The 21,970-nt window shown below is 70.3% G+C and carries 18 protein-coding genes; 5 read left to right on the forward strand and 13 right to left on the reverse strand.

Annotated features, from left to right (window positions below):
• Nucleotides 1-213: 213 nt before the first annotated feature.
• Together AB0P29_RS06225 and AB0P29_RS06230 are read left to right on the forward strand one after the other, a co-directional pair.
• Nucleotides 214-2,034, forward strand: a complete 1,821-nt coding sequence (locus AB0P29_RS06225; protein WP_363379093.1) for an ABC transporter ATP-binding protein — start codon at nt 214-216, stop codon at nt 2,032-2,034.
• A complete protein-coding gene (locus tag AB0P29_RS06230; RefSeq protein ID WP_363379094.1) occupies nt 2,031-3,842 on the forward strand; it encodes an ABC transporter ATP-binding protein in 1,812 nt (603 codons plus the stop codon). Before AB0P29_RS06225 ends, AB0P29_RS06230 begins: the two co-directional genes overlap by 4 nt.
• Nucleotides 3,843-4,037: 195 nt before the next feature.
• Here AB0P29_RS06230 and AB0P29_RS06235 read toward each other — a convergent pair whose 3' ends face one another.
• The 7 genes from AB0P29_RS06235 to AB0P29_RS06265 form a co-directional block, all read right to left on the reverse strand.
• Nucleotides 4,038-4,874, reverse strand: a complete 837-nt coding sequence (locus AB0P29_RS06235; RefSeq protein WP_363379095.1) for a DUF559 domain-containing protein — start codon at nt 4,872-4,874, stop codon at nt 4,038-4,040.
• A 269-nt stretch (nt 4,875-5,143) separates the two neighbouring features.
• Nucleotides 5,144-6,067: a BadF/BadG/BcrA/BcrD ATPase family protein gene (locus tag AB0P29_RS06240; RefSeq protein WP_363379096.1), complete on the reverse strand. Its 924-nt coding sequence runs from the start codon at nt 6,065-6,067 to the stop codon at nt 5,144-5,146.
• On the reverse strand, nt 6,064-6,999 hold the full coding sequence (locus AB0P29_RS06245) for a 1,4-beta-xylanase (RefSeq protein ID WP_363379290.1): 936 nt from the start codon (nt 6,997-6,999) through the stop codon (nt 6,064-6,066). Before AB0P29_RS06245 ends, AB0P29_RS06240 begins: the two co-directional genes overlap by 4 nt.
• A 26-nt stretch (nt 7,000-7,025) precedes the next feature.
• Nucleotides 7,026-9,527, reverse strand: coding sequence for a glycoside hydrolase family 2 protein (locus AB0P29_RS06250; protein WP_363379097.1), 2,502 nt, complete (start codon nt 9,525-9,527; stop codon nt 7,026-7,028).
• Nucleotides 9,524-10,420, reverse strand: a complete 897-nt coding sequence (locus AB0P29_RS06255; RefSeq protein ID WP_363379098.1) for a carbohydrate ABC transporter permease — start codon at nt 10,418-10,420, stop codon at nt 9,524-9,526. The genes AB0P29_RS06250 and AB0P29_RS06255 overlap by 4 nt, the downstream gene beginning before the upstream one ends.
• Nucleotides 10,417-11,415, reverse strand: a complete 999-nt coding sequence (locus AB0P29_RS06260; protein ID WP_217531606.1) for a sugar ABC transporter permease — start codon at nt 11,413-11,415, stop codon at nt 10,417-10,419. The genes AB0P29_RS06255 and AB0P29_RS06260 overlap by 4 nt, the downstream gene beginning before the upstream one ends.
• Before the next feature lie 14 nt (nt 11,416-11,429).
• Nucleotides 11,430-12,746: an ABC transporter substrate-binding protein gene (locus AB0P29_RS06265; protein WP_363379099.1), complete on the reverse strand. Its 1,317-nt coding sequence runs from the start codon at nt 12,744-12,746 to the stop codon at nt 11,430-11,432.
• Nucleotides 12,747-13,018: 272 nt separating this feature from the next.
• Between AB0P29_RS06265 and AB0P29_RS06270 the strand changes: the two genes are divergently transcribed.
• Nucleotides 13,019-14,023 carry a LacI family DNA-binding transcriptional regulator gene (locus tag AB0P29_RS06270; RefSeq protein WP_311863078.1) on the forward strand — a complete coding sequence of 335 codons (1,005 nt, stop codon included), beginning with the start codon at nt 13,019-13,021 and terminating at the stop codon, nt 14,021-14,023.
• A 6-nt stretch (nt 14,024-14,029) separates the two neighbouring features.
• Here AB0P29_RS06270 and AB0P29_RS06275 read toward each other — a convergent pair whose 3' ends face one another.
• Nucleotides 14,030-14,998, reverse strand: coding sequence for an acetylxylan esterase (locus tag AB0P29_RS06275; protein ID WP_363379100.1), 969 nt, complete (start codon nt 14,996-14,998; stop codon nt 14,030-14,032).
• 136 nt (nt 14,999-15,134) lie between these two features.
• On the opposite strand from AB0P29_RS06275, the gene AB0P29_RS06280 reads away from it, so the two are divergent.
• Nucleotides 15,135-17,351 (forward strand): NADP-dependent isocitrate dehydrogenase, encoded by a 2,217-nt coding sequence (locus AB0P29_RS06280; protein WP_363379101.1) that lies wholly within the window; start codon nt 15,135-15,137, stop codon nt 17,349-17,351.
• A 63-nt stretch (nt 17,352-17,414) separates the two neighbouring features.
• On the opposite strand, the gene AB0P29_RS06285 is transcribed toward AB0P29_RS06280, so the two are convergent.
• The 3 genes from AB0P29_RS06285 to AB0P29_RS06295 form a co-directional block, all read right to left on the reverse strand.
• Nucleotides 17,415-17,867, reverse strand: coding sequence for a GNAT family N-acetyltransferase (locus AB0P29_RS06285; RefSeq protein WP_217531611.1), 453 nt, complete (start codon nt 17,865-17,867; stop codon nt 17,415-17,417).
• 67 nt (nt 17,868-17,934) lie between these two features.
• On the reverse strand, nt 17,935-19,359 hold the full coding sequence (locus AB0P29_RS06290) for a L,D-transpeptidase family protein (RefSeq protein WP_363379102.1): 1,425 nt from the start codon (nt 19,357-19,359) through the stop codon (nt 17,935-17,937).
• A 111-nt stretch (nt 19,360-19,470) separates the two neighbouring features.
• On the reverse strand, nt 19,471-19,902 hold the full coding sequence (locus AB0P29_RS06295; RefSeq protein ID WP_363379103.1) for a hypothetical protein: 432 nt from the start codon (nt 19,900-19,902) through the stop codon (nt 19,471-19,473).
• 87 nt (nt 19,903-19,989) lie between these two features.
• On the opposite strand from AB0P29_RS06295, the gene AB0P29_RS06300 reads away from it, so the two are divergent.
• A complete protein-coding gene (locus AB0P29_RS06300; protein WP_363379104.1) occupies nt 19,990-20,112 on the forward strand; it encodes a hypothetical protein in 123 nt (40 codons plus the stop codon).
• Here AB0P29_RS06300 and AB0P29_RS06305 read toward each other — a convergent pair.
• A complete protein-coding gene (locus tag AB0P29_RS06305; protein ID WP_363379105.1) occupies nt 20,103-21,470 on the reverse strand; it encodes an FAD-linked oxidase C-terminal domain-containing protein in 1,368 nt (455 codons plus the stop codon). The genes AB0P29_RS06300 and AB0P29_RS06305 overlap by 10 nt on opposite strands.
• Nucleotides 21,467-21,865 carry a YrdB family protein gene (locus AB0P29_RS06310; protein ID WP_064001298.1) on the reverse strand — a complete coding sequence of 133 codons (399 nt, stop codon included), beginning with the start codon at nt 21,863-21,865 and terminating at the stop codon, nt 21,467-21,469. Before AB0P29_RS06310 ends, AB0P29_RS06305 begins: the two co-directional genes overlap by 4 nt.
• Between the last annotated feature and the right edge of the window lie 105 nt (nt 21,866-21,970).

Raw genomic sequence — 21,970 nt, forward strand, 5'->3', positions numbered from 1 at the left:
AGCCATGTCCCCGGAGATCGTCTACACGAAGTCCGCCGCCTTCCTCGTCGCCGGACGCCCCGTCCGTCGGGGATGACGACCGAGGTCTGACCTCGCGCGGAAGCTTCCCGCGCCTTTCATCGTTCTCCCTCGACGGGTCCCCGAGACCCCGATCGTCCGCGCCCCCGTGCGCTCCTCGCCGCTTCGGCATCCGCTCCTCACCTGTGCAGGATCATGACCTCCTCGACGCATCCCCGTCTGTCCACCGCCCGTTCCCTCGCCCGCCTGATCCCCTTCGCGAAGCCCGTGCTCCCGCGCCTGGGGCTCGGCGCCCTCAGCGCGCTCATCGCGAGTCTGCTGGGTCTCACCATCCCCCTCGTGCTCGAGCAGATCGTCGGCACGAACGGCCCCATCGCCTCGGGTGACCCGTGGCTGATCGCCCTCGGCGCCGGCGCCGTGCTGCTGCTCGGCCTCCTCGAGGCGCTCATGGTGTGGGCGCGCCGCTGGTTCGTGCTCGCCCCGGCCACCGCCGTCGAGTACGAGCTGCGCACCGACTTCTACGCGCGCCTGCAGCGGCTGCCGGTCGCTTTCCACGACCGCTGGCAGTCCGGCCAGCTGCTCAGCCGCATGATGCAGGACATCGGCCTCATCCGTCGATGGATGGCCTTCGGTGTCGTGCTGCTGGTCGTGAACATGATCACGATCGTTGTCGGCTCCGTCATCCTGTTCAGCTGGCACTGGCTGCTCGGCACGATCTTCGTCGTCGTCTCCGCACCGCTGTGGATCGCGGGCTTCGTGTTCGAGAACCGATACGGCATGCTCTCGCGGCAGAGCCAGGACCAGGCCGGCGACCTGGCGACCGCCGTCGAGGAGTCGGTCCACGGCATCCGTGTCCTCAAGGCCTTCGGCCGCGGCAGCCACGCCCTGCGCAAGTTCACGCGTCAGGCGGAGACGCTCCGCGAGACCGAGATCAGCAAGGCTAAGGCCGTCGGCTGGATCTGGTTCTGGCTGGTGCTGCTCCCCGACATCGCGTTCGCGCTGTGCCTGGGCGCGGGCATCTACCTCGTGTCGGTGGAGCAGATCGACACCGCGGCGCTCATCGCTTTCTTCGCGATGGCGACCATTCTGCGGTGGCCCGTCGAGTCCATCGGGTTCCTGTTCTCGTTCCTCGTCGACGCGCGCACCGCGACGGACCGCATCTTCGAGGTCTTCGACGAGCAGAACACGATCGTCGACCCCGAGAACCCCGTCTCGATCGCCGAACCCCGCGGCGAGCTGGTCTTCGAGGGGGCGCGGTTCCGCTATCAGGATGCCGCGGCCACCGAACGCGACCTGCTCGACGGCATCGACCTGTCACTGCGGCCGGGTGAGACCATGGCGCTCGTCGGTCTGACGGGCTCGGGGAAGACGACCCTCACCACGCTGCCCGGACGCCTGTACGACGTCACCGGCGGACGCGTGCTGCTCGACGGCGTCGACGTGCGCGCGCTGCCGCTGACCGAGCTGCGCCGTCACGTCGGCATGGCCTTCGAGGACGCCACGCTGTTCTCGCAGACCGTGCGCGAGAACGTCCTCCTTGGTCGTGAGGACCTCGACCCGCACAGCCCCGAGGGCGAGCGCGTGCTGCGCGAAGCCCTGCAGGTCGCGCAGGCGGCGTTCGTCGACGACCTGCCCGACGGCGTCGACACCGTCATCGGCGAGGAGGGGCTGAGCCTCTCGGGCGGTCAGCGTCAGCGTCTCGCACTGGCCCGCGCCGTCGCCGCCCGCCCGGCCGTCCTCGTACTCGACGACCCGCTGTCGGCTCTCGACGTCGACACCGAGGCGCTCGTCGAGGACGCCCTCCGCGTGGTGCTCGCCGAGACGACGGCCCTCGTGGTCGCCCACCGGCCGTCCACCGTCACGCTCGCCGACCGCGTCGCCCTCCTCGAAGAGGGGCGCATCACCGCTGTCGGCACGCACTCCGAGCTCCTGCGCACCAGCGAGCACTACCGGCACGTCATCTCGAGTCTCGAGGACGAGCAGGAACGTCAGCAGAAGAGGGAGGTGTCCCTGTGAGCACCGTCACGGGCACCAGCGGCGAAGACCGCTCCGACTACACCCGCGAGGAGAGCCGGCAGATCCGACGCCGCTCGCTGCGACTGCTCGGGTCGCTCGTCACGCCGCTGCGGATGCAGCTGGTGCTGGCGGGGATCGTGCTCGTCATCTCGACGATCCTCCGGGTCGCCGGTCCCGCCCTGGTCGGTTGGGGCATCGCGAACGCGCTGCCGGCCGTCCAGAAGGAAGCCGACTGGATGCCGACGATCGCCGTCGTGGCGGTGTTCCTCGTGTCCGCGGTCGGCGGTGCTGCCCTCATCGGCTGGTACGCCGTCGTGGTGGCCCGGCTGACGCAGGCCGTGATGCTCGACCTCCGCAAGCGGATCTTCCTGCACACGCAGAAGCTCAGCCTCGAGTTCCACGAGTCGTACACGTCCGGCCGCATCATCTCGCGTCAGACGAGCGACCTCGACACGATCCGCGAGCTGCTCGACGGAGGACTCAACGAGCTGGTCTCGGGTCTGCTCTACGGCGGGTTCACGCTCGTCGCGCTGATTCTGCTCGACTGGCAGTCCGGCCTCGTGCTCGCCTTCATGGGCATCCCGCTGTTCTTCCTCATGCGCTGGTTCTACCTGCGCTCGCAGGTCGTCTACCGCGAATCGCGCGTCGTGAGCGCGAAGGTGATCGTCAAGTTCGTCGAGACGATGACCGGCATCCGCGCCGTCAAGGCCTTCCGCAAGGAGCCGGCCAACGACGGCGAGTTCGGCGGGCTCGCGAGCGACTACCGCGACATCAACATGCGCTCGATCCGCCTGTTCGGCACGTTCGAGCCCGCCATGATGGCGCTCGCCTCGTTCGCCCTCGCCGCCGTCGTGCTGTGGGGCGGGCTGCGCGTGGTCAGCGGTGCGCTCGAGCTCGGCTTCCTGCTGTCGGCGGTGCTCTACGTGCGCAACTTCTTCGCGCCCATGCAGGAGGTCGCGTTCTTCCTGAACTCGTACCAGTCCGCCACGGCCGCGCTCGAGAAGGTGTCGGGTGTGCTCGAGGAGGACCCGACTGTCCCCGACCCCACGAAGCCGGTCGACCTGCGCCAGGCGACCGGCCACCTGCGCTTCGAGGACGTGACGTTCGGATACTCCGAGTCGAAGACGATCCTGCCGCACTTCCAGCTCGACATCCCGGCCGGGCAGACGATCGCCCTCGTCGGCACGACGGGCGCCGGCAAGTCGACGCTCGCCAAGCTCGTCGCGCGGTTCTACGACCCGACGAAGGGTGCCGTGACCCTCGACGGCGTCGACCTGCGGGAGCTCCACCCGAAGGATCTGCGTCGCGCGATCGTCATGGTCACGCAGGAGGCCTACCTGTTCAGCGGGACCGTCGCCGACAACATCGCGCTCGGCAAGCCCGATGCGACGATGGACGAGATCCGTGCGGCTGCCCGTGCGGTCGGTGCGGACGGCTTCATCGAGAAGCTGCCCGACGGGTACGACACCGACGTGAACAAGCGCGGTGGTCGGGTCTCGGCCGGTCAGCGTCAGTTGATCTCGTTCGCGCGCGCGTTCCTTGCCGACCCCGCGGTGCTGATCCTCGACGAGGCGACGGCGTCGCTCGACATCCCGAGCGAACGGCAGATCCAGGAGGCCCTCGGCACCCTGCTCGCCGACCGCACGGCGATCATCATCGCGCACCGTCTGTCGACGGTCGCGATCGCCGACCGCGTGCTCGTCATGGAGCACGGCCGGATCATCGAGGACGACACCCCCGACGCCCTCATCGCCGGCACGGGCAAGTTCGCGCAGCTGCACCGCGCCTGGCGCGAATCGCTCGTCTGAGCCGGCGCTGAGCTGCTGACGGATGCCGGGGCCCGAAGTCGGGGCCCCGGCATCCGTCGTTCGTGGTGCGGTGTGTCCCGGATTCGGATCGCGGCCTCGGATTCGGACGCGCAGGCGCGGTCCCGTCCGAATCCGAGGCGGATGTCCGAATCCGAGGCGTGCGGTGTCGGCGACGAGCGGCGCGGGGAGGGGTCTTCAGATGGAGAGGTGCGCGCCCTGGGCGATGGCGCGAGCGATCGCCCGCTCGACCACGTCCCAGCGGTGCAGGACTTCTGCGTAGGTGAACCGCAGCACGGTGAAGCCGCGGGCGATGAGTTCGCGATCATGCGCGACGTCGCGGGTGCGGTCGGCGGAGGTCGAGTGGAATGCGAAGCCGTCGAGTTGCACGACCAGTCGCTCGCCGATGAGCGCGTCCACGGGGTGGCCGGCCACGAACTGCTGGAAACGCACGGCGACTCCGGCGCTCCTCATCCTCACCGCGAAGATCGTCTCCAGACCGGAATCGTGCAGTCCGGTAATCTGTTCGCAGAGCTCCCGAGCGGATGCTGACCGCCACCGCACCCGCCGGAGATCGGCAGGCGTCAGTCTCTCGACACGGCAGGCCGACTCCCAGAGGACGGTCGCGGTTTCGCGGTCGACGCACGTGGAGATGTGGTCGAGAGCGTCGTGGACGGACTCCACGAGCGATGCGCGTCCCACGGGGGCGAGCGGCCGCGTCCAATGCGCGACGCGGTCGCCGCGCGGAGGCTCCGCGTGGGGGAGGACGTGCAGGTGCAGCCTCGCATCGACCTCGGGCGGCATCCACCACCCGCGGTGACGTGCGGCGGAGACGCAGGCGACGCGCGCGGTCGAGAGTGCTGCGGCGCGCAGATCCGCCGGCGCGGAGGGCGTGGCGAGCCAGTATCGGCGCACACGCTCGATCTCGCCACGCGCTGCCGCGCGTTGCAGCGCCCGCGGGGATGCGCAGGCAGCGAGGAGCACCGAGCGGTGCACGATGCCACCGCGAATGTCGACGAACGCGCGAAGTTCCATACGGTGAGCGTGGCGCGCTGGAGGCCGTGCACACCCGCAGGAGCCGGTTCTTGTGCGCGCGTGCCGCGCCGGCCTGTTCGTGGAGGAGACGAGGGCGTGCGTCGGATTCGGATCCCGGCCCTGGATTCGGACCTGTTCGCGCGATCACGTCCGAATCCAGGGCACATCTCCGAATCCGCGACAGAGGGTCGGATGCCGCTGGGCGGCACGCAGGCCGCCGCACGCCGGCCGCGGCGCGCCGACCGCGGGTCGGACCAGCCGGCCGCGGGTCAGATCGCGCCGGCGCGGTGGACGGCCGCACCCAGGGGGTGGGCCGTCGTGATCTCGGCCAGGGCGAGGGCGCCGTCGATCCCGACGCCCTGCGGGGCGACGAGCCGCAGCCCCGCGCCCTCGCCGAGCGCGGCCTCGAAGGCGTCGTGCAGCGTCCGCGAGGCGAACACCCCGCCGATCGCGCAGACGTCGAACACCGGCTCGTCGGTGCGCACGCGGCGGACGGCGGTCCGAGCGGACCACGCGAGCTGCTGCGCGGCACGGTGCGAGATCTCCCGCGCGACGGCGTCGCCCGCATCCGCCGCCCGCGCGACGTCCCGCGCGAGCGACGCGACCACCCGCACACGATCGTGATCGGCCTGCAGGGCCATGTACGCCTGCGAGAGGTCGGGCCACCGGGCGAGGGCGTCGTCGGTCAGCAGCGTCGCCGGTCCGCGGCCGTCGTATGCGCGCATGACGGCGTCGAGCGCCTCTCGACCGATCCAGTAGCCGCTACCGGCGTCGCCCATGATCCAGCCCCACCCGTCGACACGGGCCGTGTCCGTCGCACCGACGGCCAGGGTGACCACTCCCGTTCCGGCCGCGACGACGGCGCCGTGCCGGTCGCCGAGCGCGCCGAGGAACGACGTCGTCGAGTCGTGCGCGAGCATCGTGGCCCGCACGCCGTCGGCGTGGACGAGCGAGAGCAGCGCGTCGGCATCCGCGTCGCGGTCGGTGAGTCCCGAGATCCCCGCCGCGACGACGTCGGGTTCGGTGCCCGTGCGCTCGAGGGTCTCGTGGACGACGCGCGCCAGCTGGGGCAGGAGCGGTGCGCCGGTGTGGATGCCGCGGAACGCGAGGTCCTCCCGACGGGAGCCGTCATCGACCCTCACCTTGATGTCGCTCTGGCCGGCGTCGATGGCCAGCACGCGGCGCGCGCTCATCGTCCTCCTCCCGCGGCAGCCGTCGTCAGCGCACGATAGTGCGAGCGCAAGAACTCACCCGCCGGCTTCCCGTATGGACAGTAGTCGTCGTTGTCCTCCGCCGCGTCGGGGGCGTAGAGCTCCGCCGGCCAGTCCCAGAGGAAGAAGCCCGACACCCACTCCCGCTCGCCGCACGCGTCGAACATCGCGCGGTAGTAGTCGAGTTGCGCCTGGCCCGACGGAGCGCCCTCGAGAGCCCAGTCGTTCGGCCTCATCGGGGAGTTCTCCCGCGAGGGGCATCCCGCCTCGAGGAACACGAAGGGCGTGCCGGATGCCGCGACCACCGCCTCGATCCGGTCGAGGTTCTCCTGCCACGCATCGATCGGGTAGTAGCCGCTGGACGAGATGACGTCGACCGCGTCCCACCAGCTGATCCGGTCCTCCTGGTACTTGTCGCAGTTGTACGTGAGAAGTCCGGAGTACACCTCCCGCACTGCTCGGATGAGCTCGCGCCAGTGCGCCTCCTGCCCGTCGGCGCGCACCATCTCGCAGCCGATGCAGAGCATCGCGCACCCCTCGGCCTGCGCGATGCGGGCTGCATCGAGGATGAACGCGCGGTAGGACACGAACCACTCGGTCCAGCTCGGTTCGCCGGGGACGTCCCAGTCGAAGAAACCGATGAAGGCGCGCCAGGTCCCGTCGGCGACGTTGACGACCGGCTTCAGGCACACCTTCATCCCACGCTCGTGCGCGGCGCGGATCGCGTGCACGATCTCATCCTCGGTCACCGTCGGCTCGTCGCGGAACGGGATGTCGGTCGAGAACGCGGTCGCCTGCTCGGCGGCAAACGCGAGCGCCGTCCAGGTGACGCCGTGGTCGGCCATCGCGTCGAGGGATGCCGCTGCGGCGGGCGTCGTCCACGTTCCGCGGACGCCCGTCCACCCCCACGTCATGCCGCAGACGGGCCTCTCGAGGGCGATCATCCGGTCACCAGCTGGTTGGCGGAGCGGAGCACGCGCGGATCGGCGAGGGCGGCGGCATCGAGTGCGATGCCGGCGTCGTGGTGCACGACGATGCGCCCGGTCTCGCCGGGGAGCAGCGTGAGCAGGCCGTCCGCCGGCTGCGCGGAGGCGTGCACCTTGTCGGCGAGCAGCGAGACGTCGCGGGCGAAGCGCTCCGCCGTGACGCTCACCTCCGTGCCGCGCTCGACGGGGCGCGTCGCGACGGTCAGGCCGGGGTCGCCGAGCGTCGAGTCGCGCGGCTCGGCGAAGTACCAGACCCCGCGCGCGGAGTCGGCGTCGACGACGAGCGCTTCGGCGGCGGCATCCGTCGGCGTGGTCAGGTCGGTGTCGATCGGCACGACGAGCGTCCCCCGGGCCTCGACGGAGACGTCCACCGCGCCGTCGGCGAGCACGTCGCCGCCGAACGAGACGCGTCGGGTGCGCAGCGGAACGCTCCACGTCTCATCGGTGTCGTTGCCGAGGACGGCGACGAGCCGGCCGTCCCGCGGCTGCACCGTCACGACGCGCGGGGCGAAGGCGTTCTTCAGCGCGTGGAACAGCGGCTTGACCCGCTCGGCTCCGTCGATCGCCGCCCACGAGGTGACCGGCCAGCAGTCGTTGAGCTGCCACACGACGGCGCCCATCGTGTGCGGCGCCCACGAGCGGAAGTGGTCGAGCGCGGCGCCGACGGCGAGGGCCTGGTTCAGCTGCATGGCCCAGTGCCACGTCTCCATGTCGGCCGGCATCCGGAAGTGGGGGAGCAGCCCGTTCGTGAGCTTCGTGTTCCCCTCCATCGCCTTCTGGTGCACGATCATGCCCGGCGACTCGGGGGTGAGCGGACTGTCGTCGACGGAATCGACGAGCGTCGTCCACGCCGGCGGCGCCTGCCAGCCGAACTCGGCCACGAAGCGCGGCGTGTGCTCGCGGTAGGTCGACCAGTCGCGGCGGTTCCACTGCTCCCACAGGTGCATGCTGCCGTGCTTCTCGTCGTTGGGGTGCGGTCCGGTCTGGCGGCCGGATGCGGCATCCCACCCCGTCTCGGGACTGAACGGGCTGCCGGGGGCGTACGGCACGTGAGGGGCGAGTTCGGCGATGATCGCCGGGAACAGCTCGTAGTAGTACGTCGCGCCCCAGCTCTTGCCGTCCAGGCTCAGCTTCCACCCCCAGTCCTCGAAGCCCCACAGGTTCTCGTTGTTGCCGACGAGTTGGGCGAGCGAGGCGTGCGACGCCAGACGCACGACGTTCTCGCGCGCCTCGGCCTCGATCTCGGAGCGCAGGGGCTCCTCCTCGGGATAGGCGGCGCAGGCGAACAGGAAGTCCTGCCAGACGAGCAGTCCGAGTTCGTCGGCGAGGTCGTAGAAGTCGTCGGACTCGTAGAGGCCGCCGCCCCACACGCGGATGAGGTTCACGTTCGCGTCGATCGCCTGGCGCAGTCGGCGCTCGTAGCGGTCCCGATCGATGCGCACGGGGAGTGCGTCGTCGGGGATCCAGTTGACGCCTTTCACGAAGATCGGCCGGTCGTTGACGACGAGCGTGTAGGGGGTGCCCGCGGCATCCGGTTCGATGTCCCAGTGGACCGTACGGAACCCGACCCGTCGGGTGGTCGCGTCCAGCGTCCGACCCGCCGCGTGGAGGACGACCTCGACCGTGTAGAGCGGCTGCTCGCCGTGACCGACCGGCCACCAGCGTCGGACGGCCGAGAGGTCCACCTCGACGCGGCCCGTCTCGCCGACGACCGCGGCGCTCGCGGTCGCCTCGCCGTCCAGGCCGGGACCGCGGACGATCGCGTGCACCTCCAGGTTCGAGCCGGCGGCATCCGTCCGTTCGACGTCGACGTCGACGGTGACCCGTCCGCCGTCGCCCATCGGTGTCGCGACGACGCGTGTCCGCGACAGGCGCGCGGTGGACCACGACTCGAGGTGCACGGGCTTCCAGATGCCGCTCGTGTAGGTGGCGATGCCCCAGTCCCAGCCGAAGCTGCAGGCGGATTTGCGGATCGCCTCATAGGGCAGCGGGTAGGGGCGCGGGCGGGCACCGAGGTCGAGGCTGGCCTGATTCGCGTAGGGCACGGGCGCGCGGAAGGCGACCTCGAGCTCGTTGTCGCCGTCCTGCAGGTGCGCGGCGACGTCGTAGCGGTACGACCGGTGCTGGTTGGCGACATCGCCGACGGCGCGGCCGTTCAGGCGGATCGTCGCGACCGTGTCGAGGCCGTCGAAGACGAGGTCGTGGCGTTCGCTGCCGTCGGGGGTCCAGGCGAACGTGGTGCGGTAAGTCCAGTCCACGAGACCGATCCAGGCCAACAGCGACTCGTTGTCCCCGTGGAACGGGTCGGGGATGCGCCCCTCGGCGAGCAGGTCGACGTGGATGCTGCCGGGCACGACCGCGTCGACGTCGACACCCGCGAGGGCGTCGGGGACGGGCCCTGCGGCGGCGCGGACGGTCCACCCGTCGTGGAGGGGGCGGCGGGAGAGGTGGGTCACTTGACGGCTCCTGAGGTGAGGCCCTGATAGATCCAACGCTGCAGGAGCAGGAAGGCGATGAGCGTCGGGATGATCACGACGAGCGTCCCGGCGGCGATCACCTCCCACTGCGCGCCGAACGGCCCTTTGAATCGGAAGAGGGATGTGGAGATCATGCCCTCGGAGGGCAGGTAGAGGAAGGGGGCGTAGAACTCGTTGTACACGGCGATGCCCTTGATGATGACGACCGTCGCGATCGCGGGACGCAGCAACGGCAGCACCACACGCCAGTAGATGGTCCACCGGTTCGCCCCGTCGATCATGGCGGCTTCGTCGAGCGAGATCGGGATGGACTGCATGAACTGGATGAACAGGTAGATCGCGATGATGTCCGTGCCCATGAACAGCAGGATGAGCGCGGCCTTCGTGTCGTAGAGCCCGAGGCCGTTGACGAGCTGGAAGGTCGCGACCTGGCTCGTGACCCCCGGGATGAGGGTCGCGAGCAGGAAGAGTCCCATGACGACCTTCTTGCCGCGGAACTGGAAGCGGTCGAGGGCGTAGGCGGCCATCGTGCCGAGCGCGATCGTGCCGACGAGCGACACGGCGAGCACGATCGTCGTGTTGACGAAGCCCTCGAGCATCTTGCCGCTCGTGAACGCGGTCACGAAGTTGTCGACGTTGAACCAGTTCGAGGGCGGGTCGAAGGGGCCGGTGCTCGCGTACTCGCTCGAGCTCTTCATCGCCGCGAACAGCAGCACCGACAGCGGCAGCAGCGTCACGATCGCCGCGACCACGAGGCTCGTGTACTTCGCCGCCGTCGCGCTCAGGCTGCCGAGGCGCTGCAGCGGCGTCCGCGCGGACCGGCGCCGGGGGAGCGCCGTCGGCTTCGTGGGCGGCATCAGGGTCGCGGTCACGTCAGGTCCACCTTCTCGTCGGGGAACACGCGTCGTTGGATCACCGTGACGACCAGGACGATCACCAGCAGGACGACGGCCATCGCCGAGGCCAGGCCCACCTGTCGGAACGAGAACGCGGTCTGCAGGGTCTGGATGACGAACGTCGCGGATCCGTTGGCGCCGCCGGTCATGATGAAGGGCACCTCGAACACCGACAGGCTGCCGGCGATGGCGAGGATGAACGACAGGCCGATGATGCGACGGATGCCGGGGGCGATGATCGACCAGAACTGCTGCCACTTGTTGGCGCCGTCGAGCTCCGCGGCTTCGTAGAGCTCACGCGGGATCGACTGGATCGCGCCGAGGAACAGGACGAAGTTGAGGCCGGTGTAGCGCCAGACCGAGGTGCCCGCCAGCGACCAGTTGACGACGTCCGGGTCGCCGAGCCACTGCGGCGGGTCGGCGAGGCCGAACCAGCCGAGGACGGTGTCGAGGGTGCCGCCGGGCTGGAAGAGGTAGAGGAAGACGAACCCGATGGCGACGCCGTTGATCAGGTATGGGAAGAACAGGATGCCGCGGAAGAGGTTCGAGAACCGCGTCGAGAAGCTGAGGATCGTCGCGAAGTAGAGGGCGATCCCCATCTGCAGGAACGACGCCGCGAAGTAGTACAGACTCACCCAGAAGACGCTGAAGATGCGCGGGTCGGTGAACACCTGGATGTAGTTGTCGAGCCCGACGAGGTTCTTCTCGAGGTCGATGCCGTCCCAGTCGGTGACGGAGTAGTAGAAGAGGTTCAGCGCGGGCCAGTACGTGAACAGGAGGAGGAGGCCGACGGCCCCCGAGAGGAAGAGCCAGGGCGTCAGCCGCTGGACGATCCCGCGTCCCGCCCCGCGCGACCCGGCGCCGGGTGCGCCGGTCCCGCGGCGCGAGCCGCGAAGCCGGCGCACCCGGGCGGGTGCGGACAGGACCGCAGGGGCGTCCGCGGGAGCGGAGCCGGGAGTTGCGATCGCCATCGTGGATGCCTCTCTCAGCCGAGCTTCTCGACCGATGCGCCCCAGCGCTCGTTGAGTTCGGCGAAGTAGCTCTCCTTGTCGCCGTCGGCGGCGCCGCGGGCGATGTCGATGAGCTTCTGGCGGTAGAGGGGCCCGTAGAGGTCGATCTGCGAGTCGTCAGCGACGGCGTTGATGAGGCCCTCCTTGCCGGCGGGGGCGGGGTTGATCTCCATGAGCTCCACGCCGGAGTCCTCGAACCCGGCGAGGTTCTCGGGGAGCGGCTTGTCGAGCACGGGCGAGATCATGCCCTGCGCCTCGGTGTAGCCCGAGTCGGCCGCGACCCACTGGATCCATGCCCACGCGGCGGCCTTCGCCTTGGAGTGCTTGCTCACGGCGAGGTTGTAGTCGCCGCCGATGACGGCGTACTGCGTTCCGTCGACGTTGGCCGGGAAGGCCATGTAGCCGATGTCGTCGGCGGATCCGCCGTTGGCCTCGGCGGCCGCCTGCATCTGCGAGATGGCCCACGAGCCGAGCGGCATCGTCGCGATCTTGCCCGTGCCGAGGTCGACCTTCGACTGCTCCCAGTTGGTGGTGAGCGGGTCCTCCTCGGTGAGCCCCGCCTCGACGGTGTCGTAGAGGAAGGAGTCGACCGCGTAGGCGTCGGTGCCCTCTGTCCAGGGCGCCGGGTCCTCGGCCATCGTGATGGGCGCGTCCGGGTCGTGCGTGATCGCGCCGAGGTTGCCGAAGGCCTGCGTCAGCGGCCAGCCGTCCTTGTAGTTGGTGTACATCGGGATCGCATCGGTCCCGTCCTTCACCTTCTGCAGGGTCTCGAGCCAGCTCGCCTCGTCGGTGGGCAGCTCGGCGATGCCGGCCTCCTCGAAGACCTTCTTGTTGTAGACGATGCCGTTGGCGTTGCCGCCGAAGGCGATGCCGTACTGCGTGCCGTCGTAGCTGGCGGCCGGAAGGAAGCGGTAGGTGTCCTCGAACGAGGACGTGTCACCGAGCGGCTCGAGGAACTGCTCGTACTGGTCGGGTTTGATCGCCGGGATGCCGATGACGTCGCCGTAGTTGGTGGTCGACATGCGGGTGAGCATCTCGCCGGCGTAATCCGTGATCCCTTCGAAGGTCACGTTCACGTCGGGGTAGGTCTTCTGGAACTCCTTGGCGTACTCCGCGAACGTGCCGTCCTCCACGAGGTCAGTTCGCCATGTGATGACCTTGATGTCGCCGGCGACCTCGCCGTCGATCGTGTTGTCGCCGGCCGGCTGGGCGCCGCCGCCGGCGCAGCCGGCGAGGGCGATGCCGGCGACGGTGAGCGTCGCGAGTGCGACGCCGATCCGTGTGCGTGCCATGTGTGCGTCTCTTGTCAGGTTCGTCTTCGAAACCACTCGGGTGCGGGTCGGCGACTTCGCCGATGGCGCTCACGTTAGCCGCGCGGAGGACCCTCCACAAGGACGGAATGACAGCGCTGTCTCTGTCTGTCCGGTCTCTTTCAAAGTCGAGAAAAATGCAGCTGAACTGGATTTCATTAGCGGGAAGGGGACAGCTCGATGTCGCCTATGTCGCCGTGATGTCTATCGTCGTCATTGCCGCCCTGCTGCTATCCTCGGGGTCAGGAGGAACCATGACGGTGCAGCAGCGCGCCACCCTCGAGGACGTCGCACGTCTGGCGGGGGTCAGCTCGAAGACGGTGTCCCGGGTGTTCGCACAGCGCGAGCTGGTCTCGCCGCAGACGGTCGAGCGCGTGCTCACGGCGGCCAAGCGGTTGCGGTTCCGACCGAACAGCCTCGCCCAGGGGCTCCGACGCGGAGGCAGCCGCACGGTCGGCTTCATCATCGGCGAGCTGAGCAACCCGTTCTACTACAAGGTCGCCGCGGGGATCGAGAAGGAGCTCTCGTCCCACGGGTTCAGTCTCGTCGTGGCGACCACCGACGACACCGAGGAGGGCGAGGGGCGTGTCGCCGATGCGCTCCTGGCGCAGCGCGTCGGGGCTCTGCTGCTCATCCCCGTCGGCGAGGACCAGTCCTACCTCGAGGGTGAGCGACAGTTGGGCACACCCGTGATCGCGATCGACCGTCCCGCCCGCAACCTCGCGGCGGACGCGATCGTGCTCGACAATCGCACCGCCGTCCTCGACGCGACACGCAGGCTGACCGCGCTCGGCCATCGCCGCATCGCGTACGTCTGCAACCCAGCATCCGTCTGGACGCAATCGGAGCGACTCGCCGGTTACCGGCAGGCCATGGCCGAGGCGGGTGTCGATCCGACCCCGTGGGAGATGCTCGGCGACGACCTCGAGATCTCTCCCGTCGACCTGGTGCAACGGCTCTGGCGGGGCGACGCCGCGCCGACCGCCATCATCGCGGGGAACAACCGCGTGACGGTCGGCGCCCTCCGCGCGCTGCGCGCACGGGACGACCAGCGGACAGCCCTGATCGGCTTCGACGACTTCGACACCGCCGACGTCCTGGGGGTGTCCGTCATCTCCTACGACCCGCTCGAGCTGGGGCGTCGCGCGGCGACGCTCGCGATGGAGCGCATCGGCGACCCGTCGGGGTTCGTCCGCCAGATCACCCTGCCGACGTGGATCATCGAGCGGGGGACCGGCGAGCGGCCTCCGTTCGACTGATCCCGGTCAGACCCGCGCGGCGAGGAACTCGGCCTGCCGCAGCCACTGGTGCGCCTGACCGCCCTCGTGCTCGTTGAAGGGGAACACCTCGATCTCCTTGTCCGCCCCCGCCCATGCGTTGAACGCGGCGAACACCGTCGACGGCGGGCAGATCGGGTCGAGGAGCGCGACGGAGAAGAGGGATGCCGCATCCGCCCGGGCGGCGAAGCTCACCCCGTCGAAGTACGACAGGGTCTCGAAGACGCGTTCCTCGGCGCCGCGGTGCACGGCGAGGTACCGCGCGACCTCCTCGTACGGGTCGCGCCCGGTCATGCCCACGGCGCGCTCGAAGTGGCAGAGGAACGGCACGTCGGGCATGGCGGCGACGAGCCCGTCGCTCAGTGCGGCCGCGGCGATCGCGATGCCGCCGCCTTGGCTGCCCCCGGTCACGGCGACGCGGGAGGCATCCACCTCGGGAAGGGTGCGGACCGCGTCGATCGCACGCACCGCGTCGGTGAATACGCGCCGGTAGTAGTAGGTCTCGGGGTCGTCGATGCCCCGCGTCATGAAGCCGGGGAAGGCGGGGCCCGAGCCGTGCGGATCGGGCGTCGCGCCGCCCGCCCCCCACGCGCTGCCCTGGCCGCGCGTGTCCATGAAGAAGTGCGCGTACCCGGATGCCGCCCACCCGAGCCGCTCGACGGGGAGCCCGCGTCCGCCGCCGTAGCCGTTGAACTCGACGACGGCGGGCAGCGCCCCGTCACGGTGCGCGGGCAGGAGCAGCCAGCCCTTGACCGGGTCGCCCGCGAACCCGGGGAACGTGACGTCGAACGCCTCGATGCCGCGCAGCGGCGTCGTCACGGGCGTGACGACGGGCGCTCCGCCCGCCTCGCGAGCACCCGCGATCGTCGTCGACCAGAAGTCGTCGAAGTCCGCGGGGACGCGGACCTCGGGACGGTAGTCGCGGAGGTCGGACAGAGGCAGATCGAAGCGCGGCACGCGCTCACCCTAGCGGTCATCCGGCCGCGCACGCAGGTGTCGTCCGCTCCGGCCGAGATATCTCGACATCGAGAGAAACGGGGGTGGTGCGATACGCTGAGACCGATCCGCGACGCCCTTTTCTTGGAGACGACACGTGCCCGATTCCACCATCATCTACACCTACACCGACGAGGCTCCCGCGCTGGCGACGGCGTCCTTCCTGCCGATCGTCGAAGCGTTCGCCGGAAAGGCGGGCGTCGGCATCGAGACGCGCGACATCTCGCTCGCGGGGCGTATCCTCGCCGCCTTCCCCCAGAACCTCACCCCCGAGCAGCAGGTCGGCGACGCGCTCGCCGAGCTCGGCGGTCTCGCGACGCTCCCCGAGGCCAACATCATCAAGCTGCCGAACATCTCGGCATCCATCCCGCAGTTGAAGGCGGCCATCGCCGAGCTCCAGTCCCAGGGCTACGACATCCCGGACTGCCCGGACGAGCCCAAGGACGTCGCCGAGAAGGACGTCCGCGCGCGCTACGACCGCATCAAGGGCTCCGCGGTGAACCCGGTCCTGCGCGAGGGCAACAGCGACCGCCGTGCGCCGCTGTCGGTCAAGAACTACGCGCGCAAGCACCCGCACCGCAATAAGCCGTTCGCGGAGGGTTCGAAGACGCGCGTCGCGACGCTCGGCCACGACGACTTCAAGTCCAACGAGACCTCGACGGTCATCGAGAACGACGACGTCCTCACGATCCGTTTCACGGGGGAGGACGGCTCCGTCACCGAGCTGAAGTCGGGTCTGAAGGTCCTGCCCGGTGAGGTCGTCGACGCGACGTTCCTCTCGGCGAAGGCCCTCGACGCCTTCCTCGCCGACACGATCGCCCAGGCGGCGGCCGACGACGTGCTGTACTCCGTACACCTGAAGGCCACGATGATGAAGGTCAGCGACCCGATCATCTTCGGCCACGTCGTGCGCGCGTTCTTCGCCGACGTCTTCTCGCGCTTCGGCGACACGCTGGCGGCTGCCGGACTCACCCCGAACGACGGCCTCGGCGCGATCCTCGCCGGTCTCGGTGGCGTCGAGGGCGGCGACGAGATCCGCGCGGCATTCGAGGCGGCCATCGCCGACGGCCCGCGCCTGTCGTACGTCAACTCCGACAAGGGCATCACGAACCTGCACGTCCCCTCCGACGTGATCGTGGATGCCTCGATGCCGGCGCTCATCCGCAACGGCGGCAAGCTGTGGGGCGCCGACGGCGGCGAGGATGACACCATCGCCGTCATCCCCGACTCCTCGTACGCCGGCGTCTACCAGGCGACGATCGACGACGTCATCGCCAACGGTCCGCTCGACCCGGCCACGATCGGCTCCGTGCCGAACGTCGGCCTCATGGCGCAGGCCGCCGAAGAGTACGGCTCGCACGACAAGACGTTCGAGATCGCCGCGGCCGGCACCGTCGAGGTCGTCAACGCGGCGGGCGAGGTCCTCCTCTCCCACGCCGTCCAGCCCGGTGACATCTGGCGCGCGACGCAGACCAAGGACGTCGCCATCCGCGACTGGGTGAAGCTCGCCGTCACCCGTGCGCGTGCGACGGGTGCGCCCGCCGTCTTCTGGCTCGACGAGAACCGCGCCCACGACGCGAACCTCATCGCGAAGGTGAAGACCTACCTCGCCGAGCACGACACCGACGGACTCACGATCGAGATCCTCGCCCCGGCCGATGCGACCCGCTACTCGCTCGAGCGCATCCGCCGCGGCGAGGACACGATCTCGGTCACGGGCAACGTCCTGCGCGACTACCTCACCGACCTCTTCCCGATCCTCGAGGTCGGCACGAGCGCCAAGATGCTCTCGATCGTCCCGCTGCTGGCCGGCGGCGGACTGTTCGAGACCGGCGCGGGCGGCTCCGCCCCCAAGCACGTGCAGCAGCTGGTCTCGGAGAACTACCTGCGCTGGGACTCGCTCGGCGAGTTCTTCGCGCTGGCGGCATCCTTCGAGCACCTCGCCGACTACACCGGCAACCCGCACGCGAAGGTCCTCGCCGACACGCTCGACGCCGCGACCGGGACCTTCCTCGAAGAGGACAAGTCGCCCGGCCGTGCCCTCGGCACGATCGACAACCGCGGCAGCCACTACTACCTCGCGACCTACTGGGCGCAGGAGCTGGCGCGCCAGACCGTCGACGCCGAGCTCGCGGCGGCGTTCGCCCCGGTCGCCGAGGCGCTGACCGCCGGCGAGGAGACCATCGTCGCCGAGCTGGTCGCCGTGCAGGGCTCGCCCGCCGAGATCGGCGGCTACTACCGTCCCGACCCGGCGCGGGTGGAGAAGGTCATGCGGCCCTCCGCGACGCTGAACAGCATCATCGACGGACTCTGATCCGCGCAGACGGATGCCCCGGCCGCGAGTGCGGGCCGGGGCATCCGTGCGTTCGGGGGAGCGTCAGAGCCGGATCTGCGCGACGACCTCGCCGTACTCGGTCTCGTCGACGGGGGTGAAGCCGACGCGGCGGAAGAACGCGTCGGGCCCGCCCTCACCGGCTTCATAGATGACGTTCACGTGATCGAACCCGCGCGCGCGGGCCTCGTTCATGAGCTGCTCGACGGCGTAGCGCCCGACGCCGCGACCCTGGTCGTCGGCATCCACGTTGATCCGCCACAGCACCGAGCGGAAGTGCTCGTGCGGGGCGTCGGCGTCGAAGCCGGCGCTCACGAAGCCGACCACCTCGTCACCGTCGAGGATCACACGCTGCCACGAGGTGGCGGGGTCGACCACCGTTGCGGCGATCGCGTAGCTCTCGGGCGCGATGAAGCGTTCCTGGCCCGGCTTGAGCGAGAGGGTGTTCACGGCGACGATCGTCGACGCCGACAGTTCTTCCACGCGGAGGTCAGCCATGAGCACAGGCTAACCGTGATCGCAGCCCGTCGCACGGGGACGACGGATGCGGGTCGTCAGATGACGCTCAGGAGTGGATCCAGACGTCGCCGCCGTCGGGCATCCAGTAGTACAGCTGCTTGGCCAAGGCGGGCGGCATGTTCACGCAGCCGGCGCTCATGACGTTCCCGAAGTTGGTGTGCCAGTCCGCACCGTGGAAGGCCTGGTTGCCGTTGAAGTACATCACCCATGGGACACCTTCTCGGGTGTACGGCTCACCGGTGTCGCGAGCCGTTCCAGACATGTCCTGGCTCTTTAGCCGCCAGCCGATTGAGTATCGACCGGTGTGAGTCTCTGCCCCCACGCGACCACTCGAGATGAGCCAGGTGTCGACGACCTTGCCGTTCTCCTTCAGGTACAGGCGCTGCTCGCCCAGGTCGACCTCGGCCAGGCGCACCGTGCTCACGGTCTCCCGCGGCGTGACGTCGACCGGCAGCGCGTACGACGCATCGCCCGTCGCGAGCTGGTCGGCGAAATCACGCGCGACGCCGGACGTGTCGCCCAGCACGCGCCCGTCCTGGCCTTCGACGATCGCGGTCAGGACCTCACCGGCCTCGTTCGCGAGCACCTGAGCCGTGATCGGGTCCTGGTTGACGACCTCGGGGAGCTTGTCGACGGCGAGCTGGATCGCGGCGGCGTCGGCGGTGATCGTGAAGGCGCCGGAGGCGTCGGTCTCGACGTTCAGCCACGAGGCGAGCTCCGCGGCGGAGACGGGGACCGCACGGCCGTCGCCCGCGTAGAAACCGGCCTCGGCGATCATGCCGTTGAGGCGCTCGACGGCGGACTCGGCGGCGGCGGTCGTCACGGTGGCGGGGACGGCTTCGGGAGTCGCGTCGACCGTCGCCGTGGAGGCGCCCGACGCGAGCGCGGATCCGAGGGCGTCGCTGACGGCGGCGAGCGAGATGCCCGTGCCGTCGACGGCGGGCGTGCTGACGTAGGCGCCGTCCTGGAAGGACACCGCGGCGGGAGTGGGATCCACGTACGCGTCGGGGAGCGCGGCGCGCAGCGTCGTCGCGGCGCGCTCGGCGTTCAGGGTGACCGTCGGCGTGCCGTACTCGGCGAACCACGCCGAGACGTTCCAGAGGGGGCTGCCCGCGAAGGCCTCGTCGGCGAGGGCGGATGCGTCGACGGTCGCGCCGAGGTCGGCGGCGGACACCGTCGGGCCGCCGTCGCCCAGGGAGACCTGGATCGAGGAGAGCCGAGACGAGATGGAGTCGGCGGCCATGCCCACCGTCTGCCCGCCGACGGGGACGCCGGCGGCGGTCGTGCCGGGAGCGATCAGCACGAGGGAGCAGACCGTCGCGGCCGCCACGACCGCGGCGGCGGGCAGGCCGATCTTCAGCCAGAGGCGACGGGGGCGCGGCGCGGGCTCGGCGGGAGCCCAGCGCACGTCGAGGTGCTCGCCCGAGGCGGGCGTGTCGCCGGTGTCCTGGCGTGTGATGATCTCCGACATCGGTCTCCCCCGAGCTGCGGCCCGGCGTTCCGGACGCCGCGGGGATCCGGGGTCTCGTCGTCAGGCGAATGTCGCTTCAGGAAATGGTACGTGACGAGGGCGGATCACCGATCATCCGCTGCACAGATCGTGATATTCGGCGAGGCCGGTGCGGATGCGATCGGTGGCGTCGGCGAGACCCGTCGCGCCGGCGATGTCGCCCGCCGAGGCCGCGGCAGTCGCCTCGGCGAGGACGTCGAACCCCGCCCGCAGATCGGCCGCGACGGCCTCGACGCGTGCGTTGCCGATCGACGTCACCGCGGCGGCGAGGTCGTCGCGCACCTCGGCGGTCGCCTGCGCCGCGGCGGCCGGGTCGGCGGCATCCGCCTCGGTGAACGCCGTCATCGCCTGCTCGACCGTGTCGGCGAGGGTCGCGCACGCGGCGGCGACGCTCTGGCCGTCCGCCTCGGGATGCGACGACGACGTGCACGCGGCGCCGCCCAGCGCGACGAGGCCGGCCACGACCAGCGCACCGGTCGTGCGGACGGAGCGGGATGCGGGCACGGCGGACCTCCTCGAGGACGGGACCGTTCGAGACTGCCACGATCGCCCTGAGGGAACGGTGGACCGGGGGCGGGCGGACCCGTCGGGGTGCTGCCCGCGACCATCCCGGGTGTCGTCGGCATCGTCTCCATGGTGCTGGTGGTGACGACGAGTCCCGCCGCGCCGCGCGAGACGACCGCGGCGGCCGGCGCGACCGCGCGTCACGGCTGAGCGGCGAACACCTTGCCCGGATTGAGGATGCCGGCCGGATCGAACACGGCCTTGATGCCGCGCTGCAACGCCCACTGATCGTCGCCGATCTCGTCGGCGAGCCACCGGCTCTTGAGGACGCCGATCCCGTGCTCCCCGGTGAGGGTGCCCCCGAGGGCGAGCGCGGCGCGGAAGAGCGCGTCGGCGGCTTGCCAGACGCGCTCGGGGACCTCGTCGCCGTCGAAGATGAAGTTGGGGTGCAGATTGCCGTCGCCGGCGTGGCAGACGGTCGGGATCGTGAGGCCGAACTCCGCCTCGATGCGCGCGATCTCGTCGAACATCGCCGGAAGGGCGCTGCGCGGCACCGACACGTCTTCGATGAGCGCCGTCCCGAGGCTCTCCATCGCGGGGTGCATCGCCCGGCGCACCGCCCACAGCTGCGCCGCTTCGGCGTCGTCGGTGGCCAGGCGCACCGCGCCGCCCGCGGCGGTGAGGATCTCGGCGATCTCCGCCTGATCCGCGGCGGCGGCGACGCCGTCGGTCTGGACCGTGAGCTGCGTCGCACCCGGTGTGGGGCTCGGCAGCCCGAGCAGCGCGTGCGCGGCCGCCAGGCTCACGGCATCCATCAGCTCCATGATCGCGGGCTGCACCCCGGCGGCGGTCACGGCGGCAGCACCCGCGGCGGCGGAGCGCACATCGGCGAACTGCGCGGTCAGGGTGCGGGACTGCCCCGGTACGAGCCGTCGGAGCTTGAGCGTCGCACCCACGACGACCCCGAGCGTGCCCTCCGAGCCGATCATCAGCGCGGTCAGGTCGTAGCCGGTCACACCCTTCACGCTGCGGTGACCGGTCGAGATGAGGCGCCCGTCGGCGAGGACCACGTCGAGCGCGAGCACCGCGTCGCGGACGACGCCGTATTTCGCGCAGAGCAGTCCGCCCGCCCCCGTGGCGATGTTCCCGCCGACCGTGGAGATCTCGCGGCTGGCGGGGTCGGGCGCCCACCACAGGCCGTGGGGAGCGAGGGCGCGGCCGAGATCCGCATTGAGGATGCCGGGTTCGACGACGGCGAGGAGGTCGTCGGGCCGCACCTCGAGGATGCGGTCCATGCCGCGCAGCGACAGGGCGATCTCGCCCGAGCCGGTGTTCGCGCCGCCGGCGAGGCCCGTGCCGGCGCCGCGGGTGACGACCGGCGTGCCCGTGGCGGATGCGATCCGCATCGTGGTCTGCACGTCCGCGACGGATGCCGCCCGCACGAGCGCGAGCGGTCGTCCCGACGCGCGGTGTCCCGACTTATCGGCGCGGGCGTCTTCGAGGGCGGCCTCGCTCATGTCGACGCGCTCGCCGAGCGCGTCGCGGAGGCGGTCGACGACGTCGGTCACGACAGTCGTCGACGACCCGCCAGGACGCCGACGACGACGGCGACGAGCGCGAAGCCCAGGCCGATCCAGGCCTGACCGGCGCTCCACCACGCGATCGTCGCCGACAGGTAGATGAGCAGTTCGACGAGCCCGCGCACGAACGGGTGGACCCGGACCACGGCGCGCGGTGAGGCGAACAGGCCCCAGACGATGAGGGTGGCGAGCGGGGTGGCGATGCCGAGGACGACGTTCCACGGAGCATCCCACGCCGTGAAACCCCAGATGGCGAGCGACACGACGGCGAACATCGCGCACAGGAAGCTGAGGAGGTCGAGTCCGGACAGACGTGCCGGGGCGGTCGCGGCGGGGGCGGGCTCCGCGGGTCGTTCGGGCCGGACGTGGGGGAGCTCGGACATGGTTCGATCCTACGCGGGCGGGGAAGTGTAACGAGTTTGTTAAGACTGCTCGCAAACAGGGTCGGGCATCTTGTGGCAGCCCTATTCGTAAGGTCTACTAACAAA

The organism is Microbacterium sp. NPDC080220 (genome assembly GCF_040686395.1).
Classification (GTDB): Bacteria; Actinomycetota; Actinomycetes; order Actinomycetales; family Microbacteriaceae; genus Microbacterium; species Microbacterium gawkjiense.

Coding starts and splice junctions, on each gene's coding strand:
- AB0P29_RS06225 (WP_363379093.1), top strand. CDS start 214: ATGACCTCCTCGACGCATCCCCGTCTGTCCACCGCCCGTTCCCTCGCC.
- AB0P29_RS06235 (WP_363379095.1), bottom strand. CDS start 4,874: ATGGAACTTCGCGCGTTCGTCGACATTCGCGGTGGCATCGTGCACCGC.
- AB0P29_RS06240 (WP_363379096.1), bottom strand. CDS start 6,067: ATGAGCGCGCGCCGCGTGCTGGCCATCGACGCCGGCCAGAGCGACATC.
- AB0P29_RS06245 (WP_363379290.1), bottom strand. CDS start 6,999: ATGACGTGGGGGTGGACGGGCGTCCGCGGAACGTGGACGACGCCCGCC.
- AB0P29_RS06260 (WP_217531606.1), bottom strand. CDS start 11,415: ATGGCGATCGCAACTCCCGGCTCCGCTCCCGCGGACGCCCCTGCGGTC.
- AB0P29_RS06265 (WP_363379099.1), bottom strand. CDS start 12,746: ATGGCACGCACACGGATCGGCGTCGCACTCGCGACGCTCACCGTCGCC.
- AB0P29_RS06270 (WP_311863078.1), top strand. CDS start 13,019: ATGACGGTGCAGCAGCGCGCCACCCTCGAGGACGTCGCACGTCTGGCG.
- AB0P29_RS06285 (WP_217531611.1), bottom strand. CDS start 17,867: ATGGCTGACCTCCGCGTGGAAGAACTGTCGGCGTCGACGATCGTCGCC.
- AB0P29_RS06290 (WP_363379102.1), bottom strand. CDS start 19,359: ATGTCGGAGATCATCACACGCCAGGACACCGGCGACACGCCCGCCTCG.
- AB0P29_RS06310 (WP_064001298.1), bottom strand. CDS start 21,865: ATGTCCGAGCTCCCCCACGTCCGGCCCGAACGACCCGCGGAGCCCGCC.